The organism is Vibrio owensii (assembly GCF_002021755.1).
GTDB classification, from domain to species: domain Bacteria; phylum Pseudomonadota; class Gammaproteobacteria; order Enterobacterales; family Vibrionaceae; genus Vibrio; species Vibrio owensii.
On sequence record NZ_CP019959.1, the window covers coordinates 2319548 to 2333828 of the forward strand.

General features: G+C 46.9%; 5 protein-coding genes, 16 tRNA genes and 4 rRNA genes. 9 read left to right on the forward strand and 16 right to left on the reverse strand.

What is annotated here, in order from left to right; all coding sequences use genetic code 11:
- The first annotated feature begins 132 nt into the window (after positions 1-132).
- From A9237_RS10605 to A9237_RS10645, 9 genes are all read left to right on the forward strand, one after another.
- Positions 133-1684: ribosomal RNA gene (locus A9237_RS10605) — 16S ribosomal RNA — on the forward strand.
- Between the two features lie 67 nt (positions 1685-1751).
- A tRNA-Ile gene (locus tag A9237_RS10610) sits at positions 1752-1828 on the forward strand.
- Between the two features lie 42 nt (positions 1829-1870).
- Positions 1871-1946 (forward strand) — tRNA-Ala (locus tag A9237_RS10615).
- Between the two features lie 292 nt (positions 1947-2238).
- Positions 2239-5129 (forward strand): 23S ribosomal RNA (locus A9237_RS10620).
- A gap of 92 nt (positions 5130-5221) precedes the next feature.
- Positions 5222-5338 (forward strand): 5S ribosomal RNA (gene rrf / locus A9237_RS10625).
- A 101-nt stretch (positions 5339-5439) separates the two neighbouring features.
- Positions 5440-5515, forward strand: a tRNA-Thr gene (locus tag A9237_RS10630).
- 57 nt (positions 5516-5572) lie between these two features.
- Positions 5573-5689: ribosomal RNA gene (rrf, locus tag A9237_RS10635) — 5S ribosomal RNA — on the forward strand.
- The 16S, 23S and 5S rRNA genes sit together here with 4 tRNA genes alongside, the layout of an rRNA operon.
- 32 nt (positions 5690-5721) lie before the next feature.
- Positions 5722-5798 (forward strand) — tRNA-Asp (locus A9237_RS10640).
- A 671-nt stretch (positions 5799-6469) separates the two neighbouring features.
- On the forward strand, positions 6470-7906 hold the full coding sequence (locus tag A9237_RS10645; protein ID WP_078608158.1) for an NAD-dependent succinate-semialdehyde dehydrogenase: 1437 nt from the start codon (positions 6470-6472) through the stop codon (positions 7904-7906).
- Between the two features lie 154 nt (positions 7907-8060).
- On the opposite strand, the gene A9237_RS10650 is transcribed toward A9237_RS10645, so the two are convergent.
- The 16 genes from A9237_RS10650 to mutY all read right to left on the reverse strand — a co-directional run bounded on the left by A9237_RS10650 (position 8061) and on the right by mutY (position 14173).
- Positions 8061-8136: transfer RNA gene (locus tag A9237_RS10650), tRNA-Asn, on the reverse strand.
- 15 nt (positions 8137-8151) lie between these two features.
- Positions 8152-8227: transfer RNA gene (locus A9237_RS10655), tRNA-Thr, on the reverse strand.
- 40 nt (positions 8228-8267) lie between these two features.
- Positions 8268-8343: transfer RNA gene (locus tag A9237_RS10660), tRNA-Asn, on the reverse strand.
- A 21-nt stretch (positions 8344-8364) separates the two neighbouring features.
- Positions 8365-8440, reverse strand: a tRNA-Thr gene (locus A9237_RS10665).
- A 51-nt stretch (positions 8441-8491) separates the two neighbouring features.
- A tRNA-Phe gene (locus A9237_RS10670) sits at positions 8492-8567 on the reverse strand.
- Positions 8568-8800: 233 nt separating this feature from the next.
- A complete protein-coding gene (locus tag A9237_RS10675) occupies positions 8801-10426 on the reverse strand; it encodes a methyl-accepting chemotaxis protein (protein WP_078608159.1) in 1626 nt (541 codons plus the stop codon).
- Between the two features lie 295 nt (positions 10427-10721).
- Positions 10722-10797: transfer RNA gene (locus A9237_RS10680), tRNA-Asn, on the reverse strand.
- A gap of 42 nt (positions 10798-10839) precedes the next feature.
- Positions 10840-10915 (reverse strand) — tRNA-Phe (locus A9237_RS10685).
- 10 nt (positions 10916-10925) lie between these two features.
- Positions 10926-11001 (reverse strand) — tRNA-Thr (locus A9237_RS10690).
- Positions 11002-11071: 70 nt separating this feature from the next.
- Positions 11072-11147: transfer RNA gene (locus A9237_RS10695), tRNA-Asn, on the reverse strand.
- Between the two features lie 42 nt (positions 11148-11189).
- Positions 11190-11265, reverse strand: a tRNA-Phe gene (locus tag A9237_RS10700).
- Between the two features lie 10 nt (positions 11266-11275).
- Positions 11276-11351 (reverse strand) — tRNA-Thr (locus tag A9237_RS10705).
- Positions 11352-11402: 51 nt separating this feature from the next.
- A tRNA-Phe gene (locus tag A9237_RS10710) sits at positions 11403-11478 on the reverse strand.
- Positions 11479-11587: 109 nt separating this feature from the next.
- Positions 11588-12718 carry a membrane-bound lytic murein transglycosylase MltC gene (gene mltC / locus A9237_RS10715; protein ID WP_078608160.1) on the reverse strand — a complete coding sequence of 377 codons (1131 nt, stop codon included), beginning with the start codon at positions 12716-12718 and terminating at the stop codon, positions 11588-11590.
- An 86-nt stretch (positions 12719-12804) separates the two neighbouring features.
- On the reverse strand, positions 12805-13077 hold the full coding sequence (locus tag A9237_RS10720) for an oxidative damage protection protein (RefSeq protein ID WP_005436530.1): 273 nt from the start codon (positions 13075-13077) through the stop codon (positions 12805-12807).
- Between the two features lie 19 nt (positions 13078-13096).
- Positions 13097-14173: an A/G-specific adenine glycosylase gene (mutY, locus tag A9237_RS10725; protein ID WP_078608161.1), complete on the reverse strand. Its 1077-nt coding sequence runs from the start codon at positions 14171-14173 to the stop codon at positions 13097-13099.
- Positions 14174-14281: the final 108 nt, after the last annotated feature.

The window sequence follows — 14281 nt, forward strand, 5'->3', positions numbered from 1 at the left end:
ATCCAATTAGATACCTCGGTATCAAATTAGGTTTCAATGAAACGAAGTGACCATTGAGTCGAAAGACTCAGCACAGTCAATTCAAACATTACTTATGTAATGTTCAGTATTCATTGAGCCGAACAAAATCTTAAATTGAAGAGTTTGATCATGGCTCAGATTGAACGCTGGCGGCAGGCCTAACACATGCAAGTCGAGCGGAAACGAGTTATCTGAACCTTCGGGGGACGATAACGGCGTCGAGCGGCGGACGGGTGAGTAATGCCTAGGAAATTGCCCTGATGTGGGGGATAACCATTGGAAACGATGGCTAATACCGCATAATGCCTACGGGCCAAAGAGGGGGACCTTCGGGCCTCTCGCGTCAGGATATGCCTAGGTGGGATTAGCTAGTTGGTGAGGTAATGGCTCACCAAGGCGACGATCCCTAGCTGGTCTGAGAGGATGATCAGCCACACTGGAACTGAGACACGGTCCAGACTCCTACGGGAGGCAGCAGTGGGGAATATTGCACAATGGGCGCAAGCCTGATGCAGCCATGCCGCGTGTGTGAAGAAGGCCTTCGGGTTGTAAAGCACTTTCAGTCGTGAGGAAGGTGGTAGTGTTAATAGCACTATCATTTGACGTTAGCGACAGAAGAAGCACCGGCTAACTCCGTGCCAGCAGCCGCGGTAATACGGAGGGTGCGAGCGTTAATCGGAATTACTGGGCGTAAAGCGCATGCAGGTGGTTTGTTAAGTCAGATGTGAAAGCCCGGGGCTCAACCTCGGAATAGCATTTGAAACTGGCAGACTAGAGTACTGTAGAGGGGGTAGAATTTCAGGTGTAGCGGTGAAATGCGTAGAGATCTGAAGGAATACCGGTGGCGAAGGCGGCCCCCTGGACAGATACTGACACTCAGATGCGAAAGCGTGGGGAGCAAACAGGATTAGATACCCTGGTAGTCCACGCCGTAAACGATGTCTACTTGGAGGTTGTGGCCTTGAGCCGTGGCTTTCGGAGCTAACGCGTTAAGTAGACCGCCTGGGGAGTACGGTCGCAAGATTAAAACTCAAATGAATTGACGGGGGCCCGCACAAGCGGTGGAGCATGTGGTTTAATTCGATGCAACGCGAAGAACCTTACCTACTCTTGACATCCAGAGAACTTTCCAGAGATGGATTGGTGCCTTCGGGAACTCTGAGACAGGTGCTGCATGGCTGTCGTCAGCTCGTGTTGTGAAATGTTGGGTTAAGTCCCGCAACGAGCGCAACCCTTATCCTTGTTTGCCAGCGAGTAATGTCGGGAACTCCAGGGAGACTGCCGGTGATAAACCGGAGGAAGGTGGGGACGACGTCAAGTCATCATGGCCCTTACGAGTAGGGCTACACACGTGCTACAATGGCGCATACAGAGGGCAGCAAGCTAGCGATAGTGAGCGAATCCCAAAAAGTGCGTCGTAGTCCGGATTGGAGTCTGCAACTCGACTCCATGAAGTCGGAATCGCTAGTAATCGTGGATCAGAATGCCACGGTGAATACGTTCCCGGGCCTTGTACACACCGCCCGTCACACCATGGGAGTGGGCTGCAAAAGAAGTAGGTAGTTTAACCTTCGGGAGGACGCTTACCACTTTGTGGTTCATGACTGGGGTGAAGTCGTAACAAGGTAGCGCTAGGGGAACCTGGCGCTGGATCACCTCCTTAAACGATGATTATTCACGATGAGTGTCCACACAGATTGATACGGTTTATAAGTAAAAGAGACGATACTGGGTCTGTAGCTCAGGTGGTTAGAGCGTTCGCCTGATAAGCGAGAGGTCGGTGGTTCGAGTCCACTCAGACCCACCAATTCCCTTCCCAAGGAATTGGCTACAGTATCGACACCTTGATGGGGCTATAGCTCAGCTGGGAGAGCGCCTGCCTTGCACGCAGGAGGTCTGCGGTTCGATCCCGCATAGCTCCACCATCTTTAAGTGTTCTTGAAAAAGAATCTTTAAAAATGGTTACTTCATAAGAAGTGATTAGCTCTTTAACAATTTGGAAAGCTGACAAAACAATCTTTAAGATTGTTTGTAAAGTTCTCAATGTTTGTCTTTAAGACAAACACCAAAAAACACATTCAAGTGTTCTTGGGAATATCACTTTTAAGTGATTATTCGAAATTGAGTCCGGCAAAATCGAAATGTCTCTCGCTCATTCAAATAATGAGAGACAACTTTGGTGATTTGACATCAACTCGAAACTCCTTCGGGTTGTATGGTTAAGTGACTAAGCGTACACGGTGGATGCCTTGGCAGTCAGAGGCGATGAAGGACGTATTAACTTGCGATAAGCCCAGATTAGGTAGTAAAAACCATTTGAGTCTGGGATTTCCGAATGGGGAAACCCACTTGCATAAGCAAGTATCGCTGCGTGAATACATAGCGCAGCGAGGCGAACCGGGGGAACTGAAACATCTAAGTACCCCGAGGAAAAGAAATCAACCGAGATTCCGAAAGTAGCGGCGAGCGAAATTGGACTAGCCCTTAAGCTTTTTATGCGTCAGGTGAAACTTCTGGAAAGTTGTGCGATACAGGGTGATAGCCCCGTAACCGGCAACGCATATAAAGTGAAATCGAGTAGGGCGGGACACGTGATATCCTGTCTGAATATGGGGGGACCATCCTCCAAGGCTAAATACTACTGACTGACCGATAGTGAACCAGTACCGTGAGGGAAAGGCGAAAAGAACCCCTGTGAGGGGAGTGAAATAGAACCTGAAACCGTGTACGTACAAGCAGTAGGAGCACCTTCGTGGTGTGACTGCGTACCTTTTGTATAATGGGTCAGCGACTTATATTCAGTGGCAAGGTTAACCATCTAGGGGAGCCGTAGCGAAAGCGAGTGTTAACTGCGCGACTCAGTCGCTGGATATAGACCCGAAACCAGGTGATCTAGCCATGGGCAGGTTGAAGATTGAGTAACATCAATTGGAGGACCGAACCGACTAATGTTGAAAAATTAGCGGATGACTTGTGGCTAGGGGTGAAAGGCCAATCAAACCTGGAGATAGCTGGTTCTCCCCGAAAGCTATTTAGGTAGCGCCTCGGACGAATACTACTGGGGGTAGAGCACTGTTAAGGCTAGGGGGTCATCCCGACTTACCAACCCTTTGCAAACTCCGAATACCAGTAAGTACTATCCGGGAGACACACGGCGGGTGCTAACGTCCGTCGTGGAGAGGGAAACAACCCAGACCGCCAGCTAAGGTCCCAAATTACTACTAAGTGGGAAACGATGTGGGAAGGCTCAGACAGCCAGGATGTTGGCTTAGAAGCAGCCATCATTTAAAGAAAGCGTAATAGCTCACTGGTCGAGTCGGCCTGCGCGGAAGATGTAACGGGGCTAAGTAGTAAACCGAAGCTGCGGCAATGCACTTTAGTGCATTGGGTAGGGGAGCGTTCTGTAAGCGGTTGAAGGTGTGTGGTAACGCATGCTGGACGTATCAGAAGTGCGAATGCTGACATGAGTAACGATAAAGGGGGTGAAAAACCTCCTCGCCGGAAGACCAAGGGTTCCTGTCCAACGTTAATCGGGGCAGGGTAAGTCGACCCCTAAGGCGAGGCCGAAAGGCGTAGTCGATGGGAAACGGGTTAATATTCCCGTACTTCTTACAATTGCGATGGGGGGACGGAGAAGGCTAGGTGGGCCTGGCGACGGTTGTCCAGGTTCAAGTGCGTAGGCTGAAGAGTTAGGTAAATCCGGCTCTTCTTAAGGCTGAGACACGACGTCGAGCTACTACGGTAGTGAAGTCATTGATGCCATGCTTCCAGGAAAAGCCTCTAAGCTTCAGATTGTAAGGAATCGTACCCCAAACCGACACAGGTGGTCGGGTAGAGAATACCAAGGCGCTTGAGAGAACTCGGGTGAAGGAACTAGGCAAAATGGTACCGTAACTTCGGGAGAAGGTACGCTCTTGATGGTGAAGTCCCTCGCGGATGGAGCTGACGAGAGTCGCAGATACCAGGTGGCTGCAACTGTTTATTAAAAACACAGCACTGTGCAAAATCGTAAGATGACGTATACGGTGTGACGCCTGCCCGGTGCCGGAAGGTTAATTGATGGGGTTAGACTTCGGTCGAAGCTCTTGATCGAAGCCCCGGTAAACGGCGGCCGTAACTATAACGGTCCTAAGGTAGCGAAATTCCTTGTCGGGTAAGTTCCGACCTGCACGAATGGCGTAATGATGGCCACGCTGTCTCCACCCGAGACTCAGTGAAATTGAAATCGCTGTGAAGATGCAGTGTACCCGCGGCTAGACGGAAAGACCCCGTGAACCTTTACTACAGCTTGGCACTGAACATTGACCCTACATGTGTAGGATAGGTGGGAGGCTTTGAAGCAAGTACGCCAGTATTTGTGGAGCCGTCCTTGAAATACCACCCTTGTAGTGTTGATGTTCTAACGTCGACCCCTAATCGGGGTTGCGGACAGTGCCTGGTGGGTAGTTTGACTGGGGCGGTCTCCTCCCAAAGAGTAACGGAGGAGCACGAAGGTGGGCTAATCACGGTTGGACATCGTGAGGTTAGTGCAATGGCATAAGCCCGCTTGACTGCGAGAATGACAATTCGAGCAGGTGCGAAAGCAGGTCATAGTGATCCGGTGGTTCTGTATGGAAGGGCCATCGCTCAACGGATAAAAGGTACTCCGGGGATAACAGGCTGATACCGCCCAAGAGTTCATATCGACGGCGGTGTTTGGCACCTCGATGTCGGCTCATCACATCCTGGGGCTGAAGTCGGTCCCAAGGGTATGGCTGTTCGCCATTTAAAGTGGTACGCGAGCTGGGTTTAGAACGTCGTGAGACAGTTCGGTCCCTATCTGCCGTGGGCGTTGGAAGATTGAAGGGGGCTGCTCCTAGTACGAGAGGACCGGAGTGGACGAACCTCTGGTGTTCGGGTTGTGTCGCCAGACGCATTGCCCGGTAGCTAAGTTCGGAATCGATAACCGCTGAAAGCATCTAAGCGGGAAGCGAGCCCTGAGATGAGTCTTCCCTGATACTTTAAGTATCCTAAAGGGTTGTTCGAGACTAGAACGTTGATAGGCAGGGTGTGTAAGCGTTGTGAGGCGTTGAGCTAACCTGTACTAATTGCCCGTGAGGCTTAACCATACAACACCCAAGGGGTTTTGATGGACTCAATGTAAGAACATTGAATGTGTATAAATAGAACTTAACATCAGTTTTCCAGATTAAAGAATTTGCTTGGCGACCATAGCGATTTGGACCCACCTGACTTCCATTCCGAACTCAGAAGTGAAACGAATTAGCGCCGATGGTAGTGTGGGGCTTCCCCATGTGAGAGTAGGACATCGCCAGGCTTTAAATTTAGTTTTTGCCTTTTTAAGAAGGTGAAAACAAAAGTTAAGAGAGCCCGTTTGAAAAAGCGGGCTTTTTTAGTCCTTATGGACACAGATAATGTGCTGATATGGCTCAGTCGGTAGAGCGCATCCTTGGTAAGGATGAGGTCCCCAGTTCGATTCTGGGTATCAGCACCATTTACTGTTTGTTTTACGCTTTATGCTAAAGCTTAAAACAAAACGTAAAGAATTTTGCTTGGCGACCATAGCGCTTTGGACCCACCTGACTTCCATTCCGAACTCAGAAGTGAAACGAAGTAGCGCCGATGGTAGTGTGGGGCTTCCCCATGTGAGAGTAGGACATCACCAGGCTTTAAATTTAGACTTAAATGTCTAACCAGTGCGGAGCGGTAGTTCAGTTGGTTAGAATACCGGCCTGTCACGCCGGGGGTCGCGGGTTCGAGTCCCGTCCGCTCCGCCACTTATTTAAAAACCCAGTCTTCGGACTGGGTTTTGTCATTTTAAAGCTCAAAAATGTTCCCTTTCAGGGAATGAGTCCCGGTTGCCCGCAACCCCGAACTAGGCGTCCCCGCCGACTCGCCACTTATTCCAGACCTCAGCAGAAATGCTGGGGTTTTTTCGTATTTACGATATTATTTTGGTCTGCGACCAACGAGTCCCGCTCGTGTGCGAGTCCAATTGAGCCTAAGCTCAGCCGCTCCAGCACTTATTTAGAAATTCAGCCTTCGTGCTAGCTTTTACCGTTTTAGGGAACATGATTTTCGTTTATAGGAAAGTAAGGCTCTCAAGGTTTTGCCCTCAGTCTACAAGCCGAACTATTTATTCAGATATACGCCCCCAGTTTATCCACGCTTATTGGACATCTACTCTGTCATTTGGTTACGTTCGAGATGACCTCTAATGCTTTGTCTATCAAAGAATGGGGACATTCAATGACACCAAACTTATGACCCATTAAATGGTTACCTTCTTCAATCATAGCTATCTCTGTTGGTGTTCTCTCCTCTGTATCACCGGTTAACCCTACAGGGTAATCACTTCTCATATTTACGCTGAAGAAAACTTTGTTTGCTTTACTCTTATTTGTCAGAAGGATTAACCTAGTAACGGTTCTTATGGGAGTACAACCTAATGATGCAGCAGATAGAAAGTGAAACGCTAAGAGTCTTATTCGAAAGCCTGTCTTCTCAAGATGGGATTGCCGTTATTAACCCTGCGACTGAGCAAGAACTGATTCGCTTAAAGGCTAGCTCTTTGGATGAGTTAGATGCGCAAATAGAAGCGTGTAAATCGGCTCAAGTCGAGTGGGCAAAACTCAGTGCTAAAGCACGCTCCTCTTCCCTAAAAAAGTGGTTCCAATTGCTTGTAGAGCATAAGGAAGACATCGCGAACATCATTACCTTAGAACAAGGTAAACCTCTTGCTGAAAGCCGTGGAGAAGTCGCATACGGCGCATCGTTTGTTGAATGGTTCGCAGAAGAGGCTAAACGTGCTTATGGTGAGGTAATTCCTGCACCGGCGGTAGATAGACGCCTCTCTACCATCAAACAGCCTGTTGGTGTGTGTGCTGCGATTACACCATGGAATTTCCCTATTGCAATGATCACTCGAAAAGCGGCTCCTGCGCTGGCTGCAGGATGTGGGATGATCATTAAACCTTCTGAATTAACGCCTTTAACTGCTCTGGCTGTGGTGGAGCTTGCTCATCAGGCTGGCATCCCTAAAGCTCTATTGTCTACCGTTGTTTCTGAGCAAGCGGCAGAGTTTGGTTTGGTATTAAGTACCGATCCGCGTATTAAAAAGATCTCTTTCACGGGTTCGACACGTGTCGGCAAGATCTTGATGAAGCAGGCAAGTGATACGGTTAAAGCCGCTTCTATGGAATTGGGTGGTAACGCACCTTTTATTGTTTTTGACGATGCAGATTTAGATGCAGCAGCGAATGGCTTAATTGCCTCTAAGTTCCGTAATGCCGGACAAACTTGTGTGTGTACCAACCGCTTGTATGTGCATCAGAGCGTAAAAGAGGCATTCTTAGCTAAGCTTCTGGATAAAGCAGCGGGCCTAACGGTCGGTAATGGCCTTGATGAAAATACAACTCTTGGTCCTGTGATTACAATGGCTTCTAAGCATCGTCTAGAGGCGGTGATCGATCAGGCAGTACAAGAAGGGGCAACTATACTTAACCAGCCTCAAAAACGCTCTGGGCGCTTTATGGGGCCTGTTATCTTAGATAATGTGGAACAGAATATGGCGATCGTGCAACAAGAGCTGTTTGGCCCGGTTTTGCCAGTCATCAGTTTTGATGATGATGAACAAGTGCTCTCGATGGCGAACGACACAGAATATGGTTTAGCTTGTTACTTCTACACTGACAGCTTGAAGCGCATCATCAAATTTAGTGAAGGTTTGGAATATGGCATGGTGGGGGTAAATGAAGGAATTATCTCTACGGAAGTGGCACCGTTTGGTGGGATCAAAGAATCAGGCATTGGTCGTGAAGGGGCTAAGCAAGGCATGGATGAGTATCTAGAGACGAAGTACATCTGCCTTGGAGGTTTGAGCTAGCCTTCCGTTTAGGCACTCATTGATACGATACAAAAAGAGAAAGCTGGGTATATCACCTGGCTTTTTTATTGAGATAAAGTTGGATGAAGAGGGGAGCGGTGAGTTTTCTTCAGATGCAAAAAAGCCGCATCAAGTGATGCGGCTTCTTCTAATATGGCTCCTCCTACTGGACTTGAACCAGTGACCTGCGGATTAACAGTCCGTCGCTCTACCAACTGAGCTAAGGAGGAACAAATTTTAATAAGTGGTGCCGACTACCGGAATCGAACTGGTGACCTACTGATTACAAGTCAGTTGCTCTACCTACTGAGCTAAGTCGGCACATTTTCGTTAATAAGTAATCGACTTACTAACTGAAAGATGGCTCCTCCTACTGGACTTGAACCAGTGACCTGCGGATTAACAGTCCGTCGCTCTACCAACTGAGCTAAGGAGGAATTATCTTGTTTAAGAATAAATGGTGCCGACTACCGGAATCGAACTGGTGACCTACTGATTACAAGTCAGTTGCTCTACCTACTGAGCTAAGTCGGCGTACCGTTATTCTTTCTATTGTTCGTGTTAGACACCAACAATTTTAAATTGTGGTGCCCGGAGGCGGAATCGAACCACCGACACGAGGATTTTCAATCCTCTGCTCTACCGACTGAGCTATCCGGGCGACGAGGTGTATTAAAAGGCTTTTCGGCTTTCAGGTCAACAATAAAATTAAAATAAAATATCGTTTGATGAATTTGTGCTCGGAGTGGGCTGTTTTTATGCATTTTGAGCAGCAATGCACCATGCTTTAAGCGCTGTTTTAAGAAAAGTAGGGCGCTCTGTCGCAAAATAAAGGCGATAAAAACAAAAAAGCACGTCTGAAAACGTGCTTTTTATTGAACAATTGACTTTAAACTAGTGCTTTACTGAGAACTTGTTCACCCAACCTTCAAGTTCATCCGCTAAAGATGCCAATGTTTGTGTGCTTGATTGGCTTTCTGTTACCACCGTATTTAGCTGGCTTCCGCTTTCTTCAATTAGGTTGATGCGGTGTGCGATGTCATCACTCACTTGAGTTTGTTCTGCCGCTGCAGTTGCGATCTGTTGGCTCATCGCTGTGATTGACTCTAGTGCTGTCACTATCTGTTGTAGCGCTTCAGAAGCGTTCATAGACTCAGTTACCGTGCTTTCACTGGTTTCGGCACAGATCTCCATTGTATGGATAGCATTGCGCGAACCTTCTTGAAGGTTAGAGATCATCTGTTGAATCTCTTTTGTGCTGTCTTGTGTGCGTCCTGCTAGGTTGCGCACCTCATCTGCTACTACCGCAAAGCCTCGGCCTTGTTCACCTGCACGTGCTGCTTCGATGGCGGCATTCAAAGCCAATAGGTTAGTTTGCTCCGCAATATCGCCGATTACGTCGAGAACTTTCACGATGCTGTTTACATCTTGGTCAAGATCCGCAACCGCTTTACTTGCTGTGTTTAGCTGAGTTGCTAAGCCTTGAATATTATCTACCGTACTGTGGATCAATGATTGCGTGTGTTGGCTCTGTTTGTCTGCTTCATCGGTGTTATGTGCAGTGTCACTTGCCGAACTTGCAACATGGTTGGCTGAAGAAGCCATTTCTGTCATCGCTGTTGCGATCATCGCCGTCGATTGCTGCTGAGACATAGTTAGATCAACGATTGAATTAGAGCGAGATTCTACGGCTGATAGCTCTGAACGCAATGCATGCATTGATTCATCCAAGTTAGTTACCATCTTAGCCAGAGATTGACTCATCTCTTGTACGGCGCCATAGATGCTGTCTTTAGGGGCTGTGTATTCAAAGCCGGTTTGGATATTACCCTGAGCGACGGCCTGAACGGCTTGTCTAACGTCATTTGGCTCACCACCAAGCAGATTAAGCATCTTACGGATAGAGATGATCAAGCCACCTAGAATCGCGCCAGCAATCGCCAGACACAGCGCTAGCTGCCATTGTGCTGTTGACCAGAAGCGTGCATTGACTTCATTAAAGCCGATACCAGTACCGACCACCCAGTTCCAATGCGGTGTTTTCTCGGCGATAGAGTGCTTTTCTTCGATCGTGCCGTCAGGCAACTTTTGTGTCCAAGTGTATTCAACGATCTGACCTGTTTTACGGCCCAGCACATCTAAAATTAATTGACCGACACTGTTGCCATCACCATCGCGGAAATCGTGGAAACTTGTTCCATGCAGTTGAGGGTCAAGTGGGGCAGCAACGAACATCATGTTCTCATCGGCAACATAAACGTATTCGTTGTCTTTGTAGATATTGTTGCGAAGTAGGCGAGTAGCCAGCGCTTTGGCTTCAGCTTCGGGCATTTTGCCTTCCACTGCCATTTGCTCAACTTCAGTCAGAATGCTGTAGGCACTCTTAAATAGCTCAGTAACTCGAGCTTTGTTATCAAGGTTACTTGCTACACGCAATGTCCATAGACCGGTTGCTGTAAGAGCAAGTAGGGCAACCAATATGATTGCAGATAATAAATAGGCTTGAGTTTTTAATTTCATAGTTAGCTCACGAGACGTATTTCATACTATGCAATGCATAGCTTATAAGGGGGCGCAATAATAAATTCATCATATTGAACTTGTATACAAGCGCCTATGCGGTCGTGTTGAAACTATGAGTTGGATTAAATTTTTAGCGTGAAATAAGTGTTTTTTATCAAATCAACCAAGAGTTAACAGGGATGTTTTTCGGTGGAGTCGAAGGAGAAGATTCGACGGAATTAGAAAGTAGGGGAGAGAGTTTTGGTATTGCAGATAAGAAAAAAGCCAAGTCCGAAGACTTGGCTTTCTAATTTGGCTCCTCCTACTGGACTTGAACCAGTGACCTGCGGATTAACAGTCCGTCGCTCTACCAACTGAGCTAAGGAGGAACTATTCTGTTTGTGTCTTGCTTTAAGCAAGTGCACCAAATATGGTGCCTCGAGGCGGAATCGAACCACCGACACGAGGATTTTCAATCCTCTGCTCTACCGACTGAGCTATCGAGGCAAAAGAAGAATGGTGCCGACTACCGGAATCGAACTGGTGACCTACTGATTACAAGTCAGTTGCTCTACCTACTGAGCTAAGTCGGCGTACCGTTTTCTTTTTTGAAGAGTAAACTCTTCATTTTTTAGAATCTCATTTACATGAAACTCTAGAATTTGGCTCCTCCTACTGGACTTGAACCAGTGACCTGCGGATTAACAGTCCGTCGCTCTACCAACTGAGCTAAGGAGGAACTATTCTGTTTGTGTCTTACTTTAAGCAAGCGCACCAAATATGGTGCCTCGAGGCGGAATCGAACCACCGACACGAGGATTTTCAATCCTCTGCTCTACCGACTGAGCTATCGAGGCAAAAGAAGAATGGTGCCGACTACCGGAATCGAACTGGTGACCTACTGATTACAAGTCAGTTGCTCTACCTACTGAGCTAAGTCGGCGTACCGTTTTCTTTTTAACTGTTCGTGCTAAGCACCAACAATTTTAAATCGTGGTGCCCGGAGGCGGAATCGAACCACCGACACGAGGATTTTCAATCCTCTGCTCTACCGACTGAGCTATCCGGGCAACGGAGCGCTATTAAACGGATTTTCCCGCTTTTCGTCAACCACTTTTTTTAAATAATTTCAAAAAAGTGGTTGTTCGAACGCTTTTTATTCAACTGTCGGTAAAAAGTTTATCCTGCGTTAAATTCCTTTTTGAAATTTGTAACTTTTTCTAGGTAACGGCGTGCTTCTGCATTCGGATGTTTCTTGGTTAGCGCCCAATAAACTTGGTTTGGTTGCAAAGAATTCAAATCTTGCATCGCACGTTTGCGATCTGTGCGGTGGAAAGTGTTCAAAACACCACCAGTTCCGCCGTTGTAAGCAGAAATCATGCTGTATTCCAACGAAGTTGGGTGTTGCACATCTTTCAAATAACGGTTTTTAAGGATGTAAAAGTAAGCCGTTCCGGTATCAATGTTGTTTTCTGGGTTAAACAAATACTCGGGACTTGGTTGCCCTGAACGATTCTTCACTAGCTTAAATACATCACGACCCGCGGTTTTTGGTACAACCTGCATCAATCCATACGCATTTGCCCAACTTACCGCATATGGGTTAAAGCTACTTTCGGTTTTGATGATGGCGTAAATCAGATCTTCAGGAATATCGTATTTCTTCGAGGCGCGGCGCACGATGTCTGCGTATTGGTAACTACGCTGTGAGAAGTGGTCTTCTACCATAGGGATTTCAACGTAGTAAGCTTTCTTGAAATCGACATCCTTGGCTTTGACTTGGTTAGCAATCAAGTAATCGGCAAAACGATTTGCGCGCCATGACCATTGAATGGGCTTTTTGTCTTGATCAACGACTTGATTGTAAAGAAAGGGTTGGCCTTCCAGTTTGATCTCTTTAGACGAGAATAGGTCGACACTGGCTGGATCGTCCGGTGTCAAAAGGGTTGTGATGATAGCGTTCTTGAGGTGTTTTTGTGGTTCGGTTGGAGAAACCGTCTCGATAGTAATCACACCTTTTTGGAAATCGACTTCGGCACGGCTCAAATAGTTATCGATATATTTGACGTAATTGCTTTTACCCGCGACTTTAACTTCGCGTTGACCCCATCGCTTTTTGATGTTGCCAGAGAAGCTACTGATCAGTGAATCTAAGGCATCGGTGTCTTTTTCAAACTGTCCTGGCAGTTCTGCTAGATTGTTGGCAAAACGGTTGGTCGGTTCGTAATCGACGTCATAAATCTTTTCTACGAACTCACGGCTACAACCTGCCATTAAAAGGGCAGTAGCGATAAAGGCGATTTTTTTCATAACTATTGAGATGGCTTTGTGGTCTCTAATATAAAAATGACACCACAAGTTTGGTTGTGATGTCATTGTTTTAAAACAAGTTTGCTTTATTCGCTTGGTGGCGTGTAGCCCTCAATGTGAACCTCTTTACCTTCGAAAAGGAAGTTCACCATTTCTGTTTCAAGCTGTTTACGATGCTCTGGATCCATCATGTTGAGCTTCTTCTCGTTGATCAACATGGTTTGTTTCTGTTGCCATTGAGCCCAAGCTTCTTTCGAGATGTTATCGAAAATGCGTTTACCTAGTTCACCTGGGTAAAGTTGAAAGTCTAGACCTTCGCCTTCTTTCTTTAGTCGAGCACAAAAAACAGTGCGGCTCATAATGACTCCTTGCAATTAATTAACGAAGTTCGTGGGGTAGCGCTTCCAGTAGCAGTTTTACTGGTGCAGCTAAACCGACTTCTTCAGGTTTAGATAAGTTATACCAAAGACCTTTGTTACCTTCCATCACCACATTGGGTTGCTTTGACAGGTCAATCAAAATCGGTGTGATATCGAGATGGTAATGGCTGAATGTATGACGAAACGTAATCAGAGTTTCTTTATGTCTAATATCGTTGGCTTGAATACCACGTTGTTCCAGTAGTAATTCAATATCGCTCTCTACATCAATATGCTCAGTTTGTGGAAAGCAAAATAGCCCGCCCCAAATACCTGTCTGCGGTCTTTGTTCTAGCCACACTTCGTGACTATCACCATTTTTGTGATGCAGCATAACGAAACGTGTTTGCTTAACCGGTTTGTCTTTTTTCGGCTTCTTACCCGGATAATCAAGCACATTACCTTGTTTTTTTGCCACACAAAGATCGCTGACTGGACACAATGTGCATTTAGGCTTGCTGCGGGTACACATCATGGCACCCATATCCATCATGGCTTGATTGTACTTGTCGACGTCTGTTTGTGGCGTGTGCGTTTCTGCGATTTCCCACAATTGGTTTTCGACTTTCTTTTGTCCAGGCCATCCATCTACGGCAAAGCAGCGTGAAAGTGTGCGCTTTACGTTGCCATCTAATATCGCATGTGGCTGTTTATAGACAGACGACAGAACCGCAGCGGCGGTGGAGCGACCAATTCCCGGTAGGGCATTCATCTGCTCTAGGTCTAGAGGAAACTCACCATTGTATTTATGGGCGACCTCTTTTGCGGCTTTATGAAGGTTACGAGCACGTGCGTAATAACCCAAGCCGGTCCAAAGGTGCAGCACTTCATCTTGCTCAGCATTGGCAAGATCGACCACGGTCGGGAAGCGCTCCAAAAAGCGTTGGTAATAAGGGATAACCGTAGTGACCTGAGTTTGCTGAAGCATGATTTCAGACAACCAGACACTATAAGCGGTCTTGTTTTGTTGCCACGGAAGATCTTTTCTTCCATATGCGTCATACCATTCTAAGATGGCACTGGCGAAAGGTGTCACGACTTGCTCTGTATTCTATTATTGGTTAGGAGCAAAATTGCACCACAGATTGTGGTGTAAGTACAACAGATAAACTGTGGGGATATTGTGTCTGGTTTGTTTGCTTTT

What these genes read in the sequence shown, in the direction of transcription:
- mltC (WP_078608160.1), bottom strand. Translation starts at nt 12,718, where the DNA reads ATGAAAAAAATCGCCTTTATCGCTACTGCCCTTTTAATGGCAGGTTGT.
- A9237_RS10720 (WP_005436530.1), bottom strand. Translation starts at nt 13,077, where the DNA reads ATGAGCCGCACTGTTTTTTGTGCTCGACTAAAGAAAGAAGGCGAAGGT.
- A9237_RS10645 (WP_078608158.1), top strand. Translation starts at nt 6,470, where the DNA reads ATGATGCAGCAGATAGAAAGTGAAACGCTAAGAGTCTTATTCGAAAGC.
- A9237_RS10675 (WP_078608159.1), bottom strand. Translation starts at nt 10,426, where the DNA reads ATGAAATTAAAAACTCAAGCCTATTTATTATCTGCAATCATATTGGTT.